The organism is Vibrio tapetis subsp. quintayensis (assembly GCF_030409945.1).
GTDB lineage: Bacteria > Pseudomonadota > Gammaproteobacteria > Enterobacterales > Vibrionaceae > Vibrio > Vibrio quintayensis.
In genome coordinates, this window is sequence record NZ_JAUFQV010000039.1 from 19,290 (window position 1) to 34,700 (window position 15,411).

The 15,411-nt window shown below is 45.0% G+C and carries 15 protein-coding genes; all 15 read right to left on the reverse strand.

Annotation, left to right across the window (positions count from 1 at the left end; all coding sequences use genetic code 11):
• Position 1: 1 nt before the first annotated feature.
• The 15 genes from QWZ04_RS20135 to flhA all read right to left on the reverse strand — a co-directional run bounded on the left by QWZ04_RS20135 (position 2) and on the right by flhA (position 15,355).
• The gene (locus tag QWZ04_RS20135; protein ID WP_290330044.1) at positions 2–769 is read right to left on the reverse strand and encodes a heme ABC transporter permease; all 768 of its coding nucleotides are present in this window, start codon (positions 767–769) and stop codon (positions 2–4) included.
• 113 nt (positions 770–882) lie between these two features.
• Positions 883–1,551: a heme exporter protein CcmB gene (ccmB, locus tag QWZ04_RS20140; RefSeq protein WP_102522709.1), complete on the reverse strand. Its 669-nt coding sequence runs from the start codon at positions 1,549–1,551 to the stop codon at positions 883–885.
• Between the two features lie 4 nt (positions 1,552–1,555).
• The gene (ccmA, locus tag QWZ04_RS20145; protein WP_290330046.1) at positions 1,556–2,173 is read right to left on the reverse strand and encodes a cytochrome c biogenesis heme-transporting ATPase CcmA; all 618 of its coding nucleotides are present in this window, start codon (positions 2,171–2,173) and stop codon (positions 1,556–1,558) included.
• A gap of 271 nt (positions 2,174–2,444) precedes the next feature.
• Positions 2,445–2,933: a DUF2802 domain-containing protein gene (locus tag QWZ04_RS20150; protein ID WP_435433641.1), complete on the reverse strand. Its 489-nt coding sequence runs from the start codon at positions 2,931–2,933 to the stop codon at positions 2,445–2,447.
• 20 nt (positions 2,934–2,953) lie between these two features.
• Positions 2,954–3,448, reverse strand: coding sequence for a chemotaxis protein CheW (locus tag QWZ04_RS20155; RefSeq protein WP_102522711.1), 495 nt, complete (start codon positions 3,446–3,448; stop codon positions 2,954–2,956).
• 39 nt (positions 3,449–3,487) lie between these two features.
• Positions 3,488–4,759: a chemotaxis protein CheW gene (locus tag QWZ04_RS20160; RefSeq protein ID WP_290330048.1), complete on the reverse strand. Its 1,272-nt coding sequence runs from the start codon at positions 4,757–4,759 to the stop codon at positions 3,488–3,490.
• Positions 4,752–5,528, reverse strand: coding sequence for a ParA family protein (locus QWZ04_RS20165; protein WP_290330049.1), 777 nt, complete (start codon positions 5,526–5,528; stop codon positions 4,752–4,754). Before QWZ04_RS20165 ends, QWZ04_RS20160 begins: the two co-directional genes overlap by 8 nt.
• Before the next feature lie 9 nt (positions 5,529–5,537).
• Positions 5,538–6,689, reverse strand: coding sequence for a protein-glutamate methylesterase/protein-glutamine glutaminase (locus QWZ04_RS20170; RefSeq protein ID WP_290330050.1), 1,152 nt, complete (start codon positions 6,687–6,689; stop codon positions 5,538–5,540).
• Positions 6,690–6,702: 13 nt separating this feature from the next.
• The gene (locus QWZ04_RS20175) at positions 6,703–8,889 is read right to left on the reverse strand and encodes a chemotaxis protein CheA (RefSeq protein WP_290330051.1); all 2,187 of its coding nucleotides are present in this window, start codon (positions 8,887–8,889) and stop codon (positions 6,703–6,705) included.
• Positions 8,890–8,898: 9 nt separating this feature from the next.
• Positions 8,899–9,624: a protein phosphatase CheZ gene (locus tag QWZ04_RS20180; RefSeq protein WP_290330052.1), complete on the reverse strand. Its 726-nt coding sequence runs from the start codon at positions 9,622–9,624 to the stop codon at positions 8,899–8,901.
• Positions 9,625–9,681: 57 nt separating this feature from the next.
• Positions 9,682–10,050 carry a chemotaxis response regulator CheY gene (gene cheY / locus QWZ04_RS20185; RefSeq protein WP_000697871.1) on the reverse strand — a complete coding sequence of 123 codons (369 nt, stop codon included), beginning with the start codon at positions 10,048–10,050 and terminating at the stop codon, positions 9,682–9,684.
• Between the two features lie 44 nt (positions 10,051–10,094).
• Positions 10,095–10,829, reverse strand: a complete 735-nt coding sequence (locus QWZ04_RS20190) for an RNA polymerase sigma factor FliA (protein WP_290330053.1) — start codon at positions 10,827–10,829, stop codon at positions 10,095–10,097.
• Positions 10,822–11,709, reverse strand: coding sequence for a MinD/ParA family protein (locus tag QWZ04_RS20195; RefSeq protein ID WP_290330054.1), 888 nt, complete (start codon positions 11,707–11,709; stop codon positions 10,822–10,824). The genes QWZ04_RS20190 and QWZ04_RS20195 overlap by 8 nt, the downstream gene beginning before the upstream one ends.
• A 13-nt stretch (positions 11,710–11,722) precedes the next feature.
• On the reverse strand, positions 11,723–13,225 hold the full coding sequence (flhF, locus tag QWZ04_RS20200; RefSeq protein WP_290330055.1) for a flagellar biosynthesis GTPase FlhF: 1,503 nt from the start codon (positions 13,223–13,225) through the stop codon (positions 11,723–11,725).
• 36 nt (positions 13,226–13,261) lie between these two features.
• Positions 13,262–15,355 (reverse strand): flagellar biosynthesis protein FlhA, encoded by a 2,094-nt coding sequence (gene flhA, locus QWZ04_RS20205; protein WP_290330056.1) that lies wholly within the window; start codon positions 15,353–15,355, stop codon positions 13,262–13,264.
• Positions 15,356–15,411: the final 56 nt, after the last annotated feature.

A 15,411-nucleotide genomic window follows, 5' to 3' on the forward strand; every position in this document is an offset into this window, starting at 1 on the left:
GTTACCTCTTATTCGTGTGAGATGAAGTAGCCGCACGTGATGCCGCAATAGCTTGCACCCATGGTCTGTGGCTTTCTTTAGCGATTATTTCGTTTCTAAATCTCACCAACGTTAAGCTGGCAAAGAAGAAAGCAAAACCAAAGATGTTCAGCAGTAGTGGCCATAGCATGTCACCGGAGATCGACGGCTTTTCGAACTTAGTAATGGTTGCGCCTTGGTGCAGCGTATTCCACCATTCAACCGAGAAGTGAATAATAGGTAAGTTAATCACACCCACCATAGCTAGAATACCGGCGGCTTTCGCTGCGGTTTTCTGGTCGTCGAACGCGTGATAAAGCGCGATAACACCCAGATATAAGAAAAGTAGAATGAGTTCTGATGTTAAGCGAGCGTCCCATACCCACCATGTACCCCACATTGGTTTTCCCCATATCGCACCAGTAACTAAAGCGATAAAGGTAAACACCGCGCCAATAGGAGCCATGGCAGCGGCAGCCATATCGGAAAGGCGTACTTGCCAAACGATACCAATAAAGGCAGCGATGGCCATAGACATATAAGCGCCCATGGACCAAATAGCAGAAGGCACGTGAATATAGATGATCCTGAAACTGTCTCCTTGCTGATAATCAGAAGGAGCAAACGCCAAGCCCCAAATTGAACCCGTGAGTAAGCAACCTAGGGCTAAAATTGAAAACCAAGGTAATAAGGTGCCACTAAGCTGATACGCTTTTTCAGGCTTTGCGTACGGATGAAGCCATTTCCACATCGTCTGTCTCACTCTTGCTTCTGGTGTCTTCCTTTCAGCATTTGCCGTGGAAGCCCTAATATTTATTTGAATACACGACATCTATGCATCGCGTTTATTGTAATAAAGTGGTGCTAGTTTACGCTGACTCTTAATGACGCACTGATTGCAAACGGCGTTAATGTTGCCGCTCCTGCTAACATGGCACCTAACACGGCAAGTTGACCGTTATACGCCATCCCTAGACTGGCTGCATCAATTGCCGAGGTAGCAAAAATCAAAATTGGGATATAAAGCGGTAAAATTAACAAACTCAACAATACGCCGCCTTTTTGCAGTCCGACGGTCAAAGCAACACCTATCGCGCCGATAAAGCTTAACGTTGGTGTCCCCACCAGCAATGTCAGCACAACCGCTAACCAAGTATTAAAGTCTAACGACAATAATATAGCGAGCAACGGGCTGATAAGTATGAGTGGTAAGCCAGTGAGTAGCCAATGCGCGATGACTTTACTCATAACGGCCAACGGCAATGGGATAGGCATCAGCATCATTTGTTCCAACGCTCCATCTTGGTAATCGTCACGAAATAGACGTTCTAATGACAATAAAGCTGAAAGCAACGCTGCAACCCAAACGATTCCAGCCGCGATGCGTGCTAATAAATTTGGCTCTGGCCCAATACTGAGCGGAAACAGGGTTACGACAATAATAAAAAACCACAGCGGATTTAAGATGTCGGCTTGTCGTCTGAATGCGATGAGCAGCTCTCGGCGCACAATCGTTAGCATAGAAGAAACCATTTAGTTAGTCTCCTAATCGAATCTTTCGAAGTAATGGATTGTCGGCAAACATGTCTTGGTGTGTCGTCAGCAAAACCATTCCCCCAGAATTAGCGTGTTTTAGAAATAAGGTTTCCAACACTTTAACGCCTTGCTTATCGATCGCCGTTAATGGTTCGTCTAATATCCAAAGAGGATGATTACTCAACCACAATCTAGCCAACGCTACACGTCGCTGTTGCCCAGCGGATAACTGGCCAACAGGCACTTCTTCTCGGCCAGCAAGCCCGACCAAAGTCAGTGCATTCCATATCGCTTGTTGATCGTTTTTCTGCTGATGAAGTTGAAGATAAAAGGCGAGATTTTCATACGCGTTAAGTTCGCGTTTTATACCAGGTTGATGCCCCAAGAACAGCAGATCTTGATGGTAGGCATCACGGTTATCAAAAATGCTTTCATTATTCCAAGAAATGCTTCCTTCTTCGCTATCTCCTAGACCTGCAATGATCCTCAATAACGTGGTTTTTCCTGTGCCATTTCGTCCTTCAACTTGTATCAATTCACCCGGTTGCACGGAAAATGATAGGGACTCAAACAGTACGCGTTCATCTCGAATAGCAGTCAGGTTTGATACTTCAAGCATGGTCTTAATTATTAAAGTAATTGAGTCGTTATCTTAACACACAGAATTGACCACAAAATAGAACTAGAAGTTAAGGAAACGCGAATCGCACCAGAAATCTGTTAACTAATTGCCACATTTTTGAAAAAGGACACATAACGTAGATTATTCGGTCTATAAATTGAAAGTAAATGATACAAAAAAGAGAAGACCTTTCGGCCTTCTCTTAACAAACTACGATGAATTTTTACTCAATGTGGGTAACTGGCAATAATACAGCCACCTAAATTCACTATTTCATTTTATGCTGTGGTCTTCGTTGCTGAGCTGGCGACCTCATTCCCTTTCTTTCAGGGTGGTCATTCAAAGGAGGCACTTTCTCTTTACCCGCAATTTTGCTTTGTAACGACATCATCAATTCTGCTTCTGCTTTTGGCAATTCACATTCTTCAATCAGCTCGTTAATTCCGGCACCCAGTTGCACCATTTTGTTAGCGCGAGAGTACATGCGGCCATCTGAATCGGTATGTTCCAATTCTGTCACACGTTCTACTAGATGCTGAATGATGTCTTGTTGCTCAGCTACTTTTTGCCCTAAACCAACCATAACAGAACGTACTTCCAGTACTTGCTTATTGGTTTTTTGCAATTCTTTTTCTAAACCACGTACCTGCTGCCTTTGTGTTTCCAAACGCTTAGCACCCGTGCGTTTCACGCGTACAAACACCAAGATAATACAAAGCGCAACAAACACAGCTACCCCTATTAAAAGAGGTAACATTGTTGATAACTCATTCATCATTATAGATGAGCCATGTCATCCCACTCTTCATCAGTAAGCAGCTTGTTTAGATCAACAAGAATCAGAAGTTTACCTTCTCTGTTGCTTACACCTTGGATGAACTTAGCACTTTCATCGGTACCAACACTTGGCGTGGTATCAATTTCAGAAGAACGTAAGTAAACCACTTCAGCAACGCTATCTACCAAAATACCAATCACTTGATGCTCAGATTCAATCACAATAATACGCGTATTATCTGTAATTTCGCCTTGCATTAAGCCGAAGCGAGAACGTGTATCAATAACTGTTACAACGTTACCACGAAGGTTGATGATACCCAGAACGTAATCAGGCGCTCCCGGTACTGGCGCAATCTCTGTATAACGCAATACCTCACGTACTTGCATTACATTGATGCCGTATGTTTCGTCTTCAAGCTGGAATGTTACCCACTGAAGAACTTCATCGTTTGCTTGGTCTTTTCTTACTTCTACTTCGTTCGTTTGAGACATGTTTTATCCTCATTTTTGCCGCTAACGACAATTCTACTTCTAACTGTCCAACGCTTTGACATCGAGCCCTGCATCCAGCATTGTGATCATCGCATCGACATGGATCAGAGCGCACATTTTTTCTTTAACCATCCCGGCTAACCAAGGACGTTTCCCGGCACTTTTGCGCCAGCGGATTTTCTCAGGGCTAAGCCACTCGGTACCCATTAACTGGTTCGATGCTAACCCCCAATGACTTTCATCTAACATCACAATATATTGATAGTTATCGCGATGTGTATCATCGGTCAATTTTTCGGACATTGCCCACCTTGCGGTGTCGACAACATCTAACTGGTCGTTCTTGTTGGTCTGTAAGCCTAAATACCAATCAGGACGACCAATCAAGTGATTAAGTTCTTCAGCCTTTTGATGTATCCCGCCAAGCTCATCTAAAGGTACAGCAAAAACGACGCTATTTACTTCAAAATAAAGTACTTGAAACGCATCGTTCCTTGCAACAGTAGTCCACTCTTTAGCAAACCCTGCACCCGATTCTGTTTGAGGTTGGGCCTCTGCGTGTTGCTCAATGACTTCTTCTTCATGAACTTCTGGAATGGCTATAGGCTCTACAGTCTCAGCAATTACAGGCTCAGGTTCGGCTATCGCTTCAAGTTCTACTTCTTGCTCTTCAATCTGAGGTTCGGCGTAGCTGCTTTCCCACTCTTGAATTTCTGCGCTGAGCAAAGATGGCTCTTCTTGAGCAACCTCTGCTACAACGGCAATATCGACGTTATTTTGATTAATGAGCTCGTCAATTTCTGGCTCATCTGCAACATTGGTCGACTCTAACTGACTTAATAAACGTTGAACATCTTCTAAATCAGGAACTTCAAATTCGCTATAGACTACTTCAGTATAGGACGAACTCGGTTCACTTTGTAACTTAGCTTGCGGTTCAAATTCAAATTCATCGGATGCGTATTGATCTGTGCCATTTTTCGGATCCGCATCTGATTCAACTTGTTCATCCGAACCTCTTGTTTCATCGTCAGAATCAGATTCAGTAACTGGAGCTTCAGGTGATTGAAGTTCTGAACTATGAACTTCTTGGGCCTGTACTTGTGCTTCCTTAGATTCTGCCAATTCGTCAGTGACGTCCGATTGCACGACCTTATTAACAACGATCACTTCTTCGGCAGAATAGTCAGGTTCACTGGCATCAAGCTCGTCTTTCTCATTCGAGAAGAATAAGTCTTCGCCGAGCAATGCCGTAAAGTAGTCATCTAGCGCCTGTTCGCTTGATAGTACAGGATCCGGTTCTTTAATCATCGAAAGATAACCTCTCGAGATAGATAAGGAGCTGTTTGTAAGCAAATACGCCACGACTACCAGGTGCAAAATACGACGCAGGTAAATGCTTTAAACTGGCGTCGCGGAATTTGGTGTCTATAGGTACTGCAGACGGCCACACTTGATTAGGATACCCTTTCTTCAGTTGTGTTAACGTCTGAAGCGAAGCATTAGTGCGCTTGTCATACATGGTCGGTACTATGGTCGTCTTAAACGCGGAGGTTCGAGACTTCTGCATGATCGCCAATGTTCTGACCATTCTCTCTAAGCCTTTCATGGCTAAGAATTCCGTTTGAACAGGAATGAGAATTCGATCACTGGCTGCCAATGCGTTAACCATCATTACCCCTAAAATTGGCGGGCAATCAATCAGTACATAGTCATATTTCTCAGAAATTGCAGCAAGGGCCTTATTCAAGATAAGCCCCATACCACTACGATTCCCCATCACTCGATCAAGTGTTGCGAGCGACATATGAGCAGGAATAATGTCGATATTTTCTATATCTGTACCTAAAATCAAGGAGCTGACGCTGCTTTCATCGATTTGCCTCAATTGAAACATATCAAATAAGCTACATGGCACTTCGTCAGAGTCATATCCGAGATAAGTAGTCAGAGACGCATGAGGGTCGGTATCTACCAATAACACTCGTTTACCACGCTGACTTAACAACCCCGCCAGCGTAACTGTCGTTGTTGTTTTGCCTACACCACCCTTTTGGTTAGCGACACTCCAAACTATCACATTGACTCCTTAAGATATGCCAACTTCAACTAGCATACGTTCAGCGATACGCTCTAGCGGTAAATCCTCGCTAGAGATCCCTGCTTTCGCTACTGCTTGTGGCATACCGTATACCACACAGCTTTCTTCATCTTGCGCCCAAATAGTCGCACCGGCTGTTTTCAGCATTCTTGCCCCTTCGCGTCCATCAGCTCCCATGCCGGTCAACACCATAGATAGTACTTTATCTTGGTATATTTTTGCTGCCGAGCCAAAGGTTACGTCCACACACGGTTTGTAATTCATGCGCTCGCCACCATCAATAATGCGAAGCTTTGCAGAACCAGGACGACCATCGATCATCATCTGTTTACCACCTGGAGCCAAATAAGCATGACCAGGTTTCAATACATCACCGTCTTCCGCTTCTTTTACTTGAATCTTACACAAAGAATTCAGTCTCGATGCGAACGCCGCAGTAAAGGTCGCTGGCATGTGCTGTATCAGCACAATTGGATGCGGATAATGCGCAGGTAGTTTTGTCAGAACTTTTTGCAGTGCTACAGGCCCTCCCGTAGAGGTACCAATAGCGGTCAGTTGATATTTTTTACCACTCGCTTTGTATTTTCCTGAAAAACTTCTTGTTGGTGAAGTTCCTGTCGGAGCTACAGGTGCTGACGGTGTGGTTCTTAACTGAGAAGCCGTATTGCGTGTAGCCGGAGTCGACGGCGCAGTACGAGTCGGTGCTGCTGGTGCCGTTGTCATGCTTCTACGCATAAACACACGCTTACGCGCAATTTCACTCACTCTTTGTTGCAGCAAACTAACGGCTTCGTCTCTATTTCTTGCAATGTCTTCAAATTTCTTTGGTAAGAAATCTAATGCACCTGCATCCAGAGCGTCTAACGTTGCTTTTGCGCCATCGTGAGTTAACGATGAGAACATCAAAATAGGGGTCGGCTGCACTTTCATGATTTCACGAACAGCGGTAATGCCGTCCATTACCGGCATTTCGATGTCCATAGTGATCACATCCGGTTTAATTCGGAGTGCTTTTTCAACGGCTTCTTTACCGTTAACCGCCATGTCCACTACTTCAAGGCGCGGGTCTGAGTTGATGATTTCACTGACGCGACGTCTAAAAAAACTTGAATCATCAACAACGAGTACTCTAACCGCCATACTATTCCTTTAATTAAATGTGCGAACGCATCGCATATTTTTTCAATAAGTTTGGTACATCAAGAATCAATGCAATGTGACCATCACTGGTAATCGTTGCACCAGCCATGCCTGGCGTACCTTGCAATAGCTCATCTAACGGTTTAATCACCACTTCTTCTTGGCCAATCAATGTATCGACCACAAAGCCGACACGCTGACCGCCAAGTTGAACGATAACAACATGACCAAGATTGCTCTTACTCGTATCGTACGCTTTATTCGGCACTAACCATTGCTGTAAGTAGAACAGTGGTATTGATTTCTCACGAACAATAATCGTAAGTTGACCATCTACTGTATTGGTTTTGCTCAAATCTAAATGGAAGATTTCATTTACGCTTGCCAACGGAAGTGCAAACGGCTGACCAGAAACCCCCACCATCAAGGTTGGTAGAATAGCCAATGTCAGTGGCACTTTAATGGTGATCTTGGTGCCCTTGCCCATCTCTGAATCAATGTCTATCGAACCATTAAGGGTATTGATGGCAGTTTTCACCACATCCATGCCTACACCACGGCCAGAAATATCTGAAATTTCCGTTTTGGTTGAGAAACCAGGAGCAAAGATTAGGTTGTAACACTCTTTTGGTGTTAATCGTGCGGCCGCATCTTGATCCATAATACCGCGATCTACAGCGATACCACGTAATTTATCGGCATCCATACCCCCACCATCATCTACAATGCTAAGTTGGATATGATCGCCTTCTTGCGAAGCGGCTAATATAACTTTACCCGTTCTAGGCTTACCACTCGCAACACGAGCGTCCGGCATTTCAACGCCGTGATCCACAGAGTTACGAACCAAGTGAATTAGTGGATCCGCCAGCGCCTCAACGAGGTTTTTATCTAAGTCAGTGTCTTCTCCGCGCATTTCAAGCACGATGTCTTTTTCTAGGCTACGTGCCAAATCACGAACAACTCGAGGGAAACGGCCAAATACTTTCTTAATTGGCTGCATGCGCGTTTTCATTACCGCGCCTTGCAAATCGGCTGTCACGACATCTAAGTTAGAGACGGCTTTGGCCATTTCTTCATCGTTACTGTTCAAGCCCAAGCTCACTAAACGGTTACGCACTAATACGAGTTCGCCAACCATATTCATGATGTCATCCAGTGTTGACGTATCAACACGAACGGTCGCTTCAGCTTGAGGTTTTTTCTCTTTTGTTGCTGGCGGCTTCGCTGCGGCTGCAGGAGCCGGGGCTTTCGCCGCTGGTGCTGCTTTTGCTGGCGCCGGAGCCGCTGGTTTAGCAACAGGAGCTGGCGCTACTGGTTTAGCGGCAACGGGCTCTGGTGCTGGAGCAACAGGCTGAGTAGCCGCTTCAAGCTCTTCTGGAGATGGACCTTTACCTGAACCATGTAGTTCATCGAGCAGTTTTTCAAACTCATCATCAGACATGATATCACTATCACTACTGATAGACGGTTTCGGATCTGGTGCCGCAGGAGCTGGTGCAGATGCACCTGCTGATGGGCTTTGCCCTGAGCCGTGAAGCTCATCTAATAATTTTTCAAACTCATCATCGGTAATGTCGTCACCAGCCGCTGCCATGGATGGAGCTGCACTTGGTGCTGGCGCTGCTGGAGCACTGACAGCCGAAGGCGCTGTGCCTTTACCATGCAGTTCATCAAGCAGTTTTTCGAATTCGTCTTGAGAGATATCGTCAATTGAAGAGCTGTCTATCGAAGTCTGTGCAGCTGCTGGCTCAGGAGCGGCCACTGGGGCTTCTACAACTGGAGCCGCCGGAGCTTCTGGTTCAGGAGCACCCGGATTACACAAACGGTGTAATTCTTCGATTAGCTCAGGAGCGGCGGGAACGAGAGGCTCTCGATCTTGCACTGCTACAAACATAACGTTTATTTCATCTAGAGCTTTTAAAATGGTGTCCATGAACTCTGCACTTAAGCTAAGTTGGCCATTTCTCAATAGATCAAATAGGTTTTCCGCACCATGACAAACGTCAACGAGTTCACCAAGTGATAAGAATCCAGCACCGCCTTTTACAGTATGGAAACCTCGGAAAATTGCATTCAACAAATCCCTATCTTCAGGATTATTTTCTAGTTCAATCAACTGCTCAGATAGCAGTTCTAGGATCTCTCCAGCTTCAACTAAAAAATCCTGTAGAATGTCTTCGTCTAATTCGTAGCTCATATATTACCCCTAAAAACCAAGACTTGATAACAAATCATCAACATCATCCTGTGACGCCACCGTATCTTCCCGCTCATGCGGATTGAGAATCGGCCCCTCAGGTGCGATTGCGTCTGCTGTCGGCTTAGTTTCTTGCTGCTCTTCTTTTTGCTGTTCAACACCAAAGGCCGTCAATATCTCGACAAGTCTATCTTCTACTTCACGAACCAAAGTGATTACGCGTTTTATAATTTGACCAGTTAGATCTTGAAAGTCTTGAGCCATTAATATTTCAGTCAATTGACTGCGAAGCTCAGAACTGTCTCCTTCCACTTGAACCATTAACTCGTCGATTCGATGGCAGAGGGCTTTAAACTCACTGAGTTCAATGCGCCCTTTCATTAAGCGATTCCATTCAGGGCGAACTAGCATTAAATGTTCGTGTAGGTTATCTGCCATAGGCAAAGAACGCTCAACGGCATCCATTGTGCGGTTAGCTGCTGTTTCTGTTTTCGCAATCACGTATTCGAGCCTATCCCTTGCATCTGGGATTTCATCGGTCGCGATTTCGCTCATACGTTGATCCATGTGAAACTGATGAAGTGAATCATGCAAATCACGTGTTAATGAACCAATCTCTTGAAAAACAGGATTGTTTGCAGGCTTTGTTAAGCTGCATACAAGGTCATCGGCTTCTGCTTGCTGACCGTTTTCTAGCAACTGAACCAGCTCTTTCGCTTGCTCTAAAGAAATCATTCTATTAATGCCCTTTGACGCCTCTGTGTGTTTAGTAATTATCTCAGCGTGCGTGGCTTATAAACGCTCAAAGATCTTATCTAATTTTTCTTTTAGCGTAGCGGCCGTAAATGGCTTAACGATATAACCATTCACACCAGCTTGTGCAGCTTCGATGATTTGCTCACGTTTTGCTTCAGCTGTGATCATTAAAACAGGCAAGTGTTTGAGTTCATCATCAGCACGAATATTTTTTAGAAGGTCAATCCCTTGCATGCCAGGCATATTCCAGTCTGTTACTACGAAATCAAACTCACCTTTCTTAAGCATAGGTAACGCAGTTAAACCATCGTCAGCTTCTTGAGTGTTATTAAAACCCAAATCACGAAGTAGGTTTTTTACAATACGGCGCATTGTTGAGAAATCATCAACAATGAGGATCTTCATGTTTTTATTCAAAATTGCCTCCACTGAGGTCAAAGTCAGTGTTATTACTCATTGATTGTCCACGCACTAAGTTTGGCACGCAAACGTTGCATTGATTGGCTATGTATTTGACTTACGCGAGATTCACTTACGTCTAATACTTCCCCAATTTCTTTTAAATTTAGCTCTTCATCATAATAAAGTGAAAGAACTAGAGCTTCTCTTTCCGGGAGCGTCTTAATCGAATCGACCAATGCTTGGCGAAACGCTTCGTCGGCTACCCCCTTGAATGGTAAGTTATCTTCTGATGCCTCATGTGGTGAAATGGCATCTTCAGATACACCTAGGTCCTCAATTCCTACTAGTCTTGAACAGTTTATATCAGTTAACGCATTATGATACTGTTCTAACGACATATTTAAGTGTTTGGCTACTTCTGCATCAGTCGGGTCACGCGTCAATTTTGATTCTAGCTCATTTATCGCCTGACTGATGGTTCTATTACTTTTATGCACCGATCGTGGCACCCAATCGCCTCGACGCATTTCATCTAACATGGCACCACGAATTCGAATACCAGCATAAGTTTCAAAGCTGGCACCTTTGGTTCCATCATAGTTATTTTGTGCTTCGATTAGGCCGATCATACCTGATTGAATCAGATCATCGACAAGTACGTTCGGTGGCAACCGACCAATTAGGTGGTGCGCAATTCTTTTCACTAAACTTGAATAGCGCTCAAGAAACGCGGATTGGTTTCCTGGGTTCCCAAATTGATCATATGTTAGCGCCTTATTCACCAAACGGTTCTCCTGAAACTTCTACGTTATTTATTAGCCGCTCTACAAAAAACTCTAAGTGTCCGCTTGGAGTCTTAGGGATTGGCCACGTTAACGCTTTATTGGCTAATGAACTTAATGCTAGTGCAGCTGGCGAGCGAGGGAAAGCATCCACCACTATTTTTTGCTTCTTAACTGCTTGTCTAACTTTATCATCTAGTGGGATACACGCTACGAGCTCGAGGCTCACATTGAGAAATCGCTCTGTGACCAAGGTCAACTTTGCGAATAATTCTCGGCCTTCTCGGTAGCTTCTCACCATATTGGCAACAATTTTAAAGCGTTGTACCTGATGTTCGCGACTTAATAACTTAATTAAAGCATATGCGTCAGTAATTGACGTGGGTTCGTCACAAACTACAACTAAAACGTCCTGAGCTGCACGCGAAAAGCTGATAACCATATCAGAAATGCCTGCCGCTGTATCGACCAAAAGGATATCAATCTCTTCTTCAATACTGCCAAATGCACGAATTAACCCTGCATGTTGAGCCGGGCTTAACTCTGTCATGCCTTTAGAGCCGGATGTTGCAGGGATGATTTTCACCCCATGAGGCCCTTCAACCATGGCATCTTGTAGGTCGCATTCACCAGCCAATACATGGCTTAAATTTCTCTTTGGTCGAATGCCAAGCATAACGTCGACATTAGCTAACCCGAGATCGGCATCCAGTACCACGACTTTTTTACCCGCTCTCGCCATCGAAATAGCCAGCCCGAGCGTTACATTGGTTTTACCGACGCCACCTTTACCACCAGTAACCGAAATCACCTTAGTTTGAGTTGGCTTGGTTAAGCGACGGAGGCCGCTTGCTTGGTCATGTATCATATCTTTATTCATAATCATCCGCCGCCTAGAGTTCTTCCGAGTCGCTGTTCCAGTAGTGAGGTTCATCTTCTGCTGACTTCTCAAGCAACTCATTTGCCTTAGCAAGCATGTACTTAGGCTGAGCTATTACAATGTCTTCAGGCACGCGCTGCCCGTTAGCAATGTACGCAATCGGCATCGCATTTTCGATCACGACACTGATTACCTCACCTAAGCTAAGAGATTCATCTAATTTAGTTAAAATACAACCAGATAACGGAATCCGTTTAAAATGATCGATGGTTTCTTGTAACACTTTTCGCTGTGCAGTTGTTGGCAGTACCAAATAGCTACTGATCACTTCACCACTTTCTTGCATCAGTGTATCTAATTGCTCTGAAAGTCTGACATCACGTTGCCCCATTCCGGCGGTATCAATTAAGATAAGTCTTCGATTTCTAAGCTGATATATTACTTCGGCCAGTTGAGAAGAATCTTTAGCAACTCTTACAGGGCATCCCATAATTCTGCCGTAAATCGACAATTGTTCGTGTGCACCGATACGATATGTGTCGGTTGTAACCAAAGCGACGTTGTCTGCTCCATATTCCATGGCCGCTCTTGCAGCAAGTTTTGCGATGGTTGTGGTTTTACCAACACCTGTCGGCCCAAGTAAAGCCACCACGCCACCGCGGCGTAAAATATCGTCTTTTGGGGTGTTAATTTGGTCTGCAATTAAGCTCAAAAGGGCTTTCCATGCATGAATCGGTGGTGTTTCTTCTGGAATGTAGCAAGCCATTTGATCCGCTAAGCCTTGAGATACCCCCATTCGCTCTAAGCGTTTGATCAGCATCGCTCTTAACGGTTCACGACGTTCCACTTCTTGCCACATCAATCCGGAAACCTGATGCTCCAGCAGACGTCTAATCGATGTCATTTCTTCACGCATCGTTTCTAGTTCTTCGTCAGAGCGGTTACTTGCTGCTGGTGCATTTTTGTCATAACGAGTGGGGTCAAGACGTGGTGCTCCACGTTGTTGACTTGAATCACTTTGCCCCAATAGCCGAGCCAATCCAGATTCTTCAGCCAACGACGGCTTGCCTGTTTTACTTCGGTTTTGCCCGTAACCTTGTGAGTCACGTTGATCCGGAGACTGACGCTTCAACAAAGCTTGCAAAGAGTCCGCTTCCGATCCTCTGCCGTTGTCATTATCGTCGTCGGCACCTTGGCTATATTGCTTCAACATATTGGCAAAACGTTTTGTCATAGATCCTGACGCTTGCCCACCAAGGCTGACTTTGTCATCTTGCAGATCACGACGGCCACCAGACAACTTACTTTGTTCGGTGGGGTTAGAGCTGGAATATCGGCTTGCCTCGTTTGGGCGTTTTCCCGCAGGCGCTGCGGTATCCCCATCAACTGCCGCTACGATCTCTACACCGCCAGTGACTTTTTTATTCGACATGATCACCGCTTCCGATCCAAGCTCTTCTTTCACTTGCATCAACGCGCTTCGCATATCTTTGGCAAAAAATCGTTTAATTTTCAAAATCGCATTCCACAGTTACGGGATGTTCTGGCTGCATTAGTTACCAACCGCTTGAACGATCCGAATTTGTTTTTCATCCGGAATTTCCTGATAAGACAACACTCGTAAATTTGGGATGGTGTTCTTCACAAATTTAGCCAGTGTGGTTCTCAATACGCCTGACGTGAGCAATACCGCTGGTTCACCTTTTAATTCTTGATCATGAGTCGCTTGGCTCAAGGAAGACTGCAGCCTTTCTGCCAAGCCAGGTTCAATACCTGCGGATTCACCACCAGACGCTTGCATAGTTTGATGCAAGATTTGTTCCAGCTCTGGAATCAACGTAATAACAGGGAGTTCAGGCTCTATACCATTGATTTCTTGTACAATTAACCGCTTCAAAGAAATACGAACAGCCGCGGTTAGAATGTCAGGTTCTTGACTCTTTGATGAGTACTCCGACAATGTTTGGACGATGGTTCGTACATCTCGAATGGGGATCGCTTCATTCAATAAGTTTTGCAGCACTTTTACCACGACGCCTAGTTGAAGTTGCTCTGGTACAAAGCCCTCTACAAGCTTTGGTACTGAGCGAGAGAGCATTTCTAGTAGGTTCTGTACTTCTTCATGACCAATCAGCTGAGATGCATTATTGGTAAGCAACTGGCTAAGGTGCGTCGCAAGTACTGTTGAGGAGTCCACCACGGTATAACCTAATGCTTGCGCCGTTTCTCGTTGTTCATCTTTAACCCATACTGCTTCTAATCCAAACGCAGGATCAATGGTCGCCTCTCCTTCGACCATGCCATAGACTTGACCTGGGTTAATCGCCAGCTCTTGATCTGCTCTGATTTCTGCCTCGCCTACCGCAACCCCCATTAAGGTAATTCGATAGCTGTTTGGCGGCAGTTCTAAGTTATCTCGGATATGGACGGCTGGAATCAAGAAACCAAAGTCTTGAGACAATTTTTTGCGCACACCTTTCACGCGTTCTAGCAGTTCGCCCCCTTGATCTCTATCCACAAGTGGGATCAAGCGGTAGCCTACCTCTAACCCAATCACGTCTACTGGTTGAACATCATCCCAAGACAGCTCTTTCTGGGAAATTGGTTCGGAATCTTGAGTAACGGGAAGCTTGGGGTTACTCGCCTCTTCTTTTTTCTTCTTCGCCATGTAATACGCACCGCCACCAGCAATGGCAGCCAACAACAAGAACGCAAAATGCGGCATACCGGGAACGATACCCATAACGCCCAATATACCGGCGGTGATCATCAGTGCTTTCGGGTTGTCAAACAGTTGGAAAACCAGCTGTTGCCCCATGTCTTCATCGGTATTTTGACGCGTAACCATCATCGCGGCGCCAATCGATAGCAGTAACGACGGAATCTGAGCAACCAAACCATCACCGATAGTTAGCAAGGTGTAGATTTCAATCGCATCTCTAAATGATAAGTCGTACTGAACCATACCAATGGCAAAGCCACCAATGATGTTAATGAACAGAATCAAAATACCGGCAATGGCATCACCCTTTACAAATTTGGATGCACCGTCCATCGAACCATAGAAGTCGGCTTCTTTTGTGACTTCAAAGCGGCGTGTTCTGGCTTGTTCTTGATCGATCAACCCTGCGTTCAAGTCGGCATCGATTGCCATTTGCTTACCAGGTAAGGCATCTAGGGTAAAGCGAGCACTTACCTCTGAAATACGGCCAGCACCTTTAGTAACAACCATAAAGTTAATGATCATCAATATAAGGAAGACAATCAGACCGACAGCATAATTACCACCGATAACCACGTTACCAAACGCTTCGATAACATTACCGGCAGCCCCTGAGCCCTCATGTCCATAAAGCAATACCACACGGGTAGAAGCCACGTTCAACGCCAATCGCATCAACGTTGCAATAAGCAATACGGTAGGAAAAGCCGCAAAATCTAGCGGTCTGCGTGTGTAAATGGTGACTAACAATACAACCATCGCCAAGGCAATATTAAAAGTAAAGGCCAAATCGAGCACCAGTGCAGGAATTGGCAGCACTACCATCGCAAGCGTCGATAGAACCACGACGGGCGCGCCGATAGCGGGCATGGATCGGCTCGTCAGTTTTGGCAGTTTGTCTGCAAATGGGAGGTTAATTTTCATAGGTTTTCGTTATCATACCGATCTGGGTTCTATTCTGATTTATAAGTAGAAATAGG

Coding starts and splice junctions, on each gene's coding strand:
- QWZ04_RS20155 (WP_102522711.1), bottom strand. CDS start 3,448: ATGTCTCAAACGAACGAAGTAGAAGTAAGAAAAGACCAAGCAAACGAT.
- cheY (WP_000697871.1), bottom strand. CDS start 10,050: ATGAAGATCCTCATTGTTGATGATTTCTCAACAATGCGCCGTATTGTA.
- QWZ04_RS20170 (WP_290330050.1), bottom strand. CDS start 6,689: ATGGCGGTTAGAGTACTCGTTGTTGATGATTCAAGTTTTTTTAGACGT.
- QWZ04_RS20135 (WP_290330044.1), bottom strand. CDS start 769: ATGTGGAAATGGCTTCATCCGTACGCAAAGCCTGAAAAAGCGTATCAG.
- ccmA (WP_290330046.1), bottom strand. CDS start 2,173: ATGCTTGAAGTATCAAACCTGACTGCTATTCGAGATGAACGCGTACTG.
- QWZ04_RS20160 (WP_290330048.1), bottom strand. CDS start 4,759: ATGATTAAAGAACCGGATCCTGTACTATCAAGCGAACAGGCGCTAGAT.
- QWZ04_RS20180 (WP_290330052.1), bottom strand. CDS start 9,624: ATGATTTCTTTAGAGCAAGCGAAAGAGCTGGTTCAGTTGCTAGAAAAC.
- QWZ04_RS20175 (WP_290330051.1), bottom strand. CDS start 8,889: ATGAGCTACGAATTAGACGAAGACATTCTACAGGATTTTTTAGTTGAA.
- QWZ04_RS20150 (WP_435433641.1), bottom strand. CDS start 2,933: ATGTTACCTCTTTTAATAGGGGTAGCTGTGTTTGTTGCGCTTTGTATT.
- flhA (WP_290330056.1), bottom strand. CDS start 15,355: ATGAAAATTAACCTCCCATTTGCAGACAAACTGCCAAAACTGACGAGC.
- QWZ04_RS20195 (WP_290330054.1), bottom strand. CDS start 11,709: ATGAATAAAGATATGATACATGACCAAGCAAGCGGCCTCCGTCGCTTA.
- ccmB (WP_102522709.1), bottom strand. CDS start 1,551: ATGGTTTCTTCTATGCTAACGATTGTGCGCCGAGAGCTGCTCATCGCA.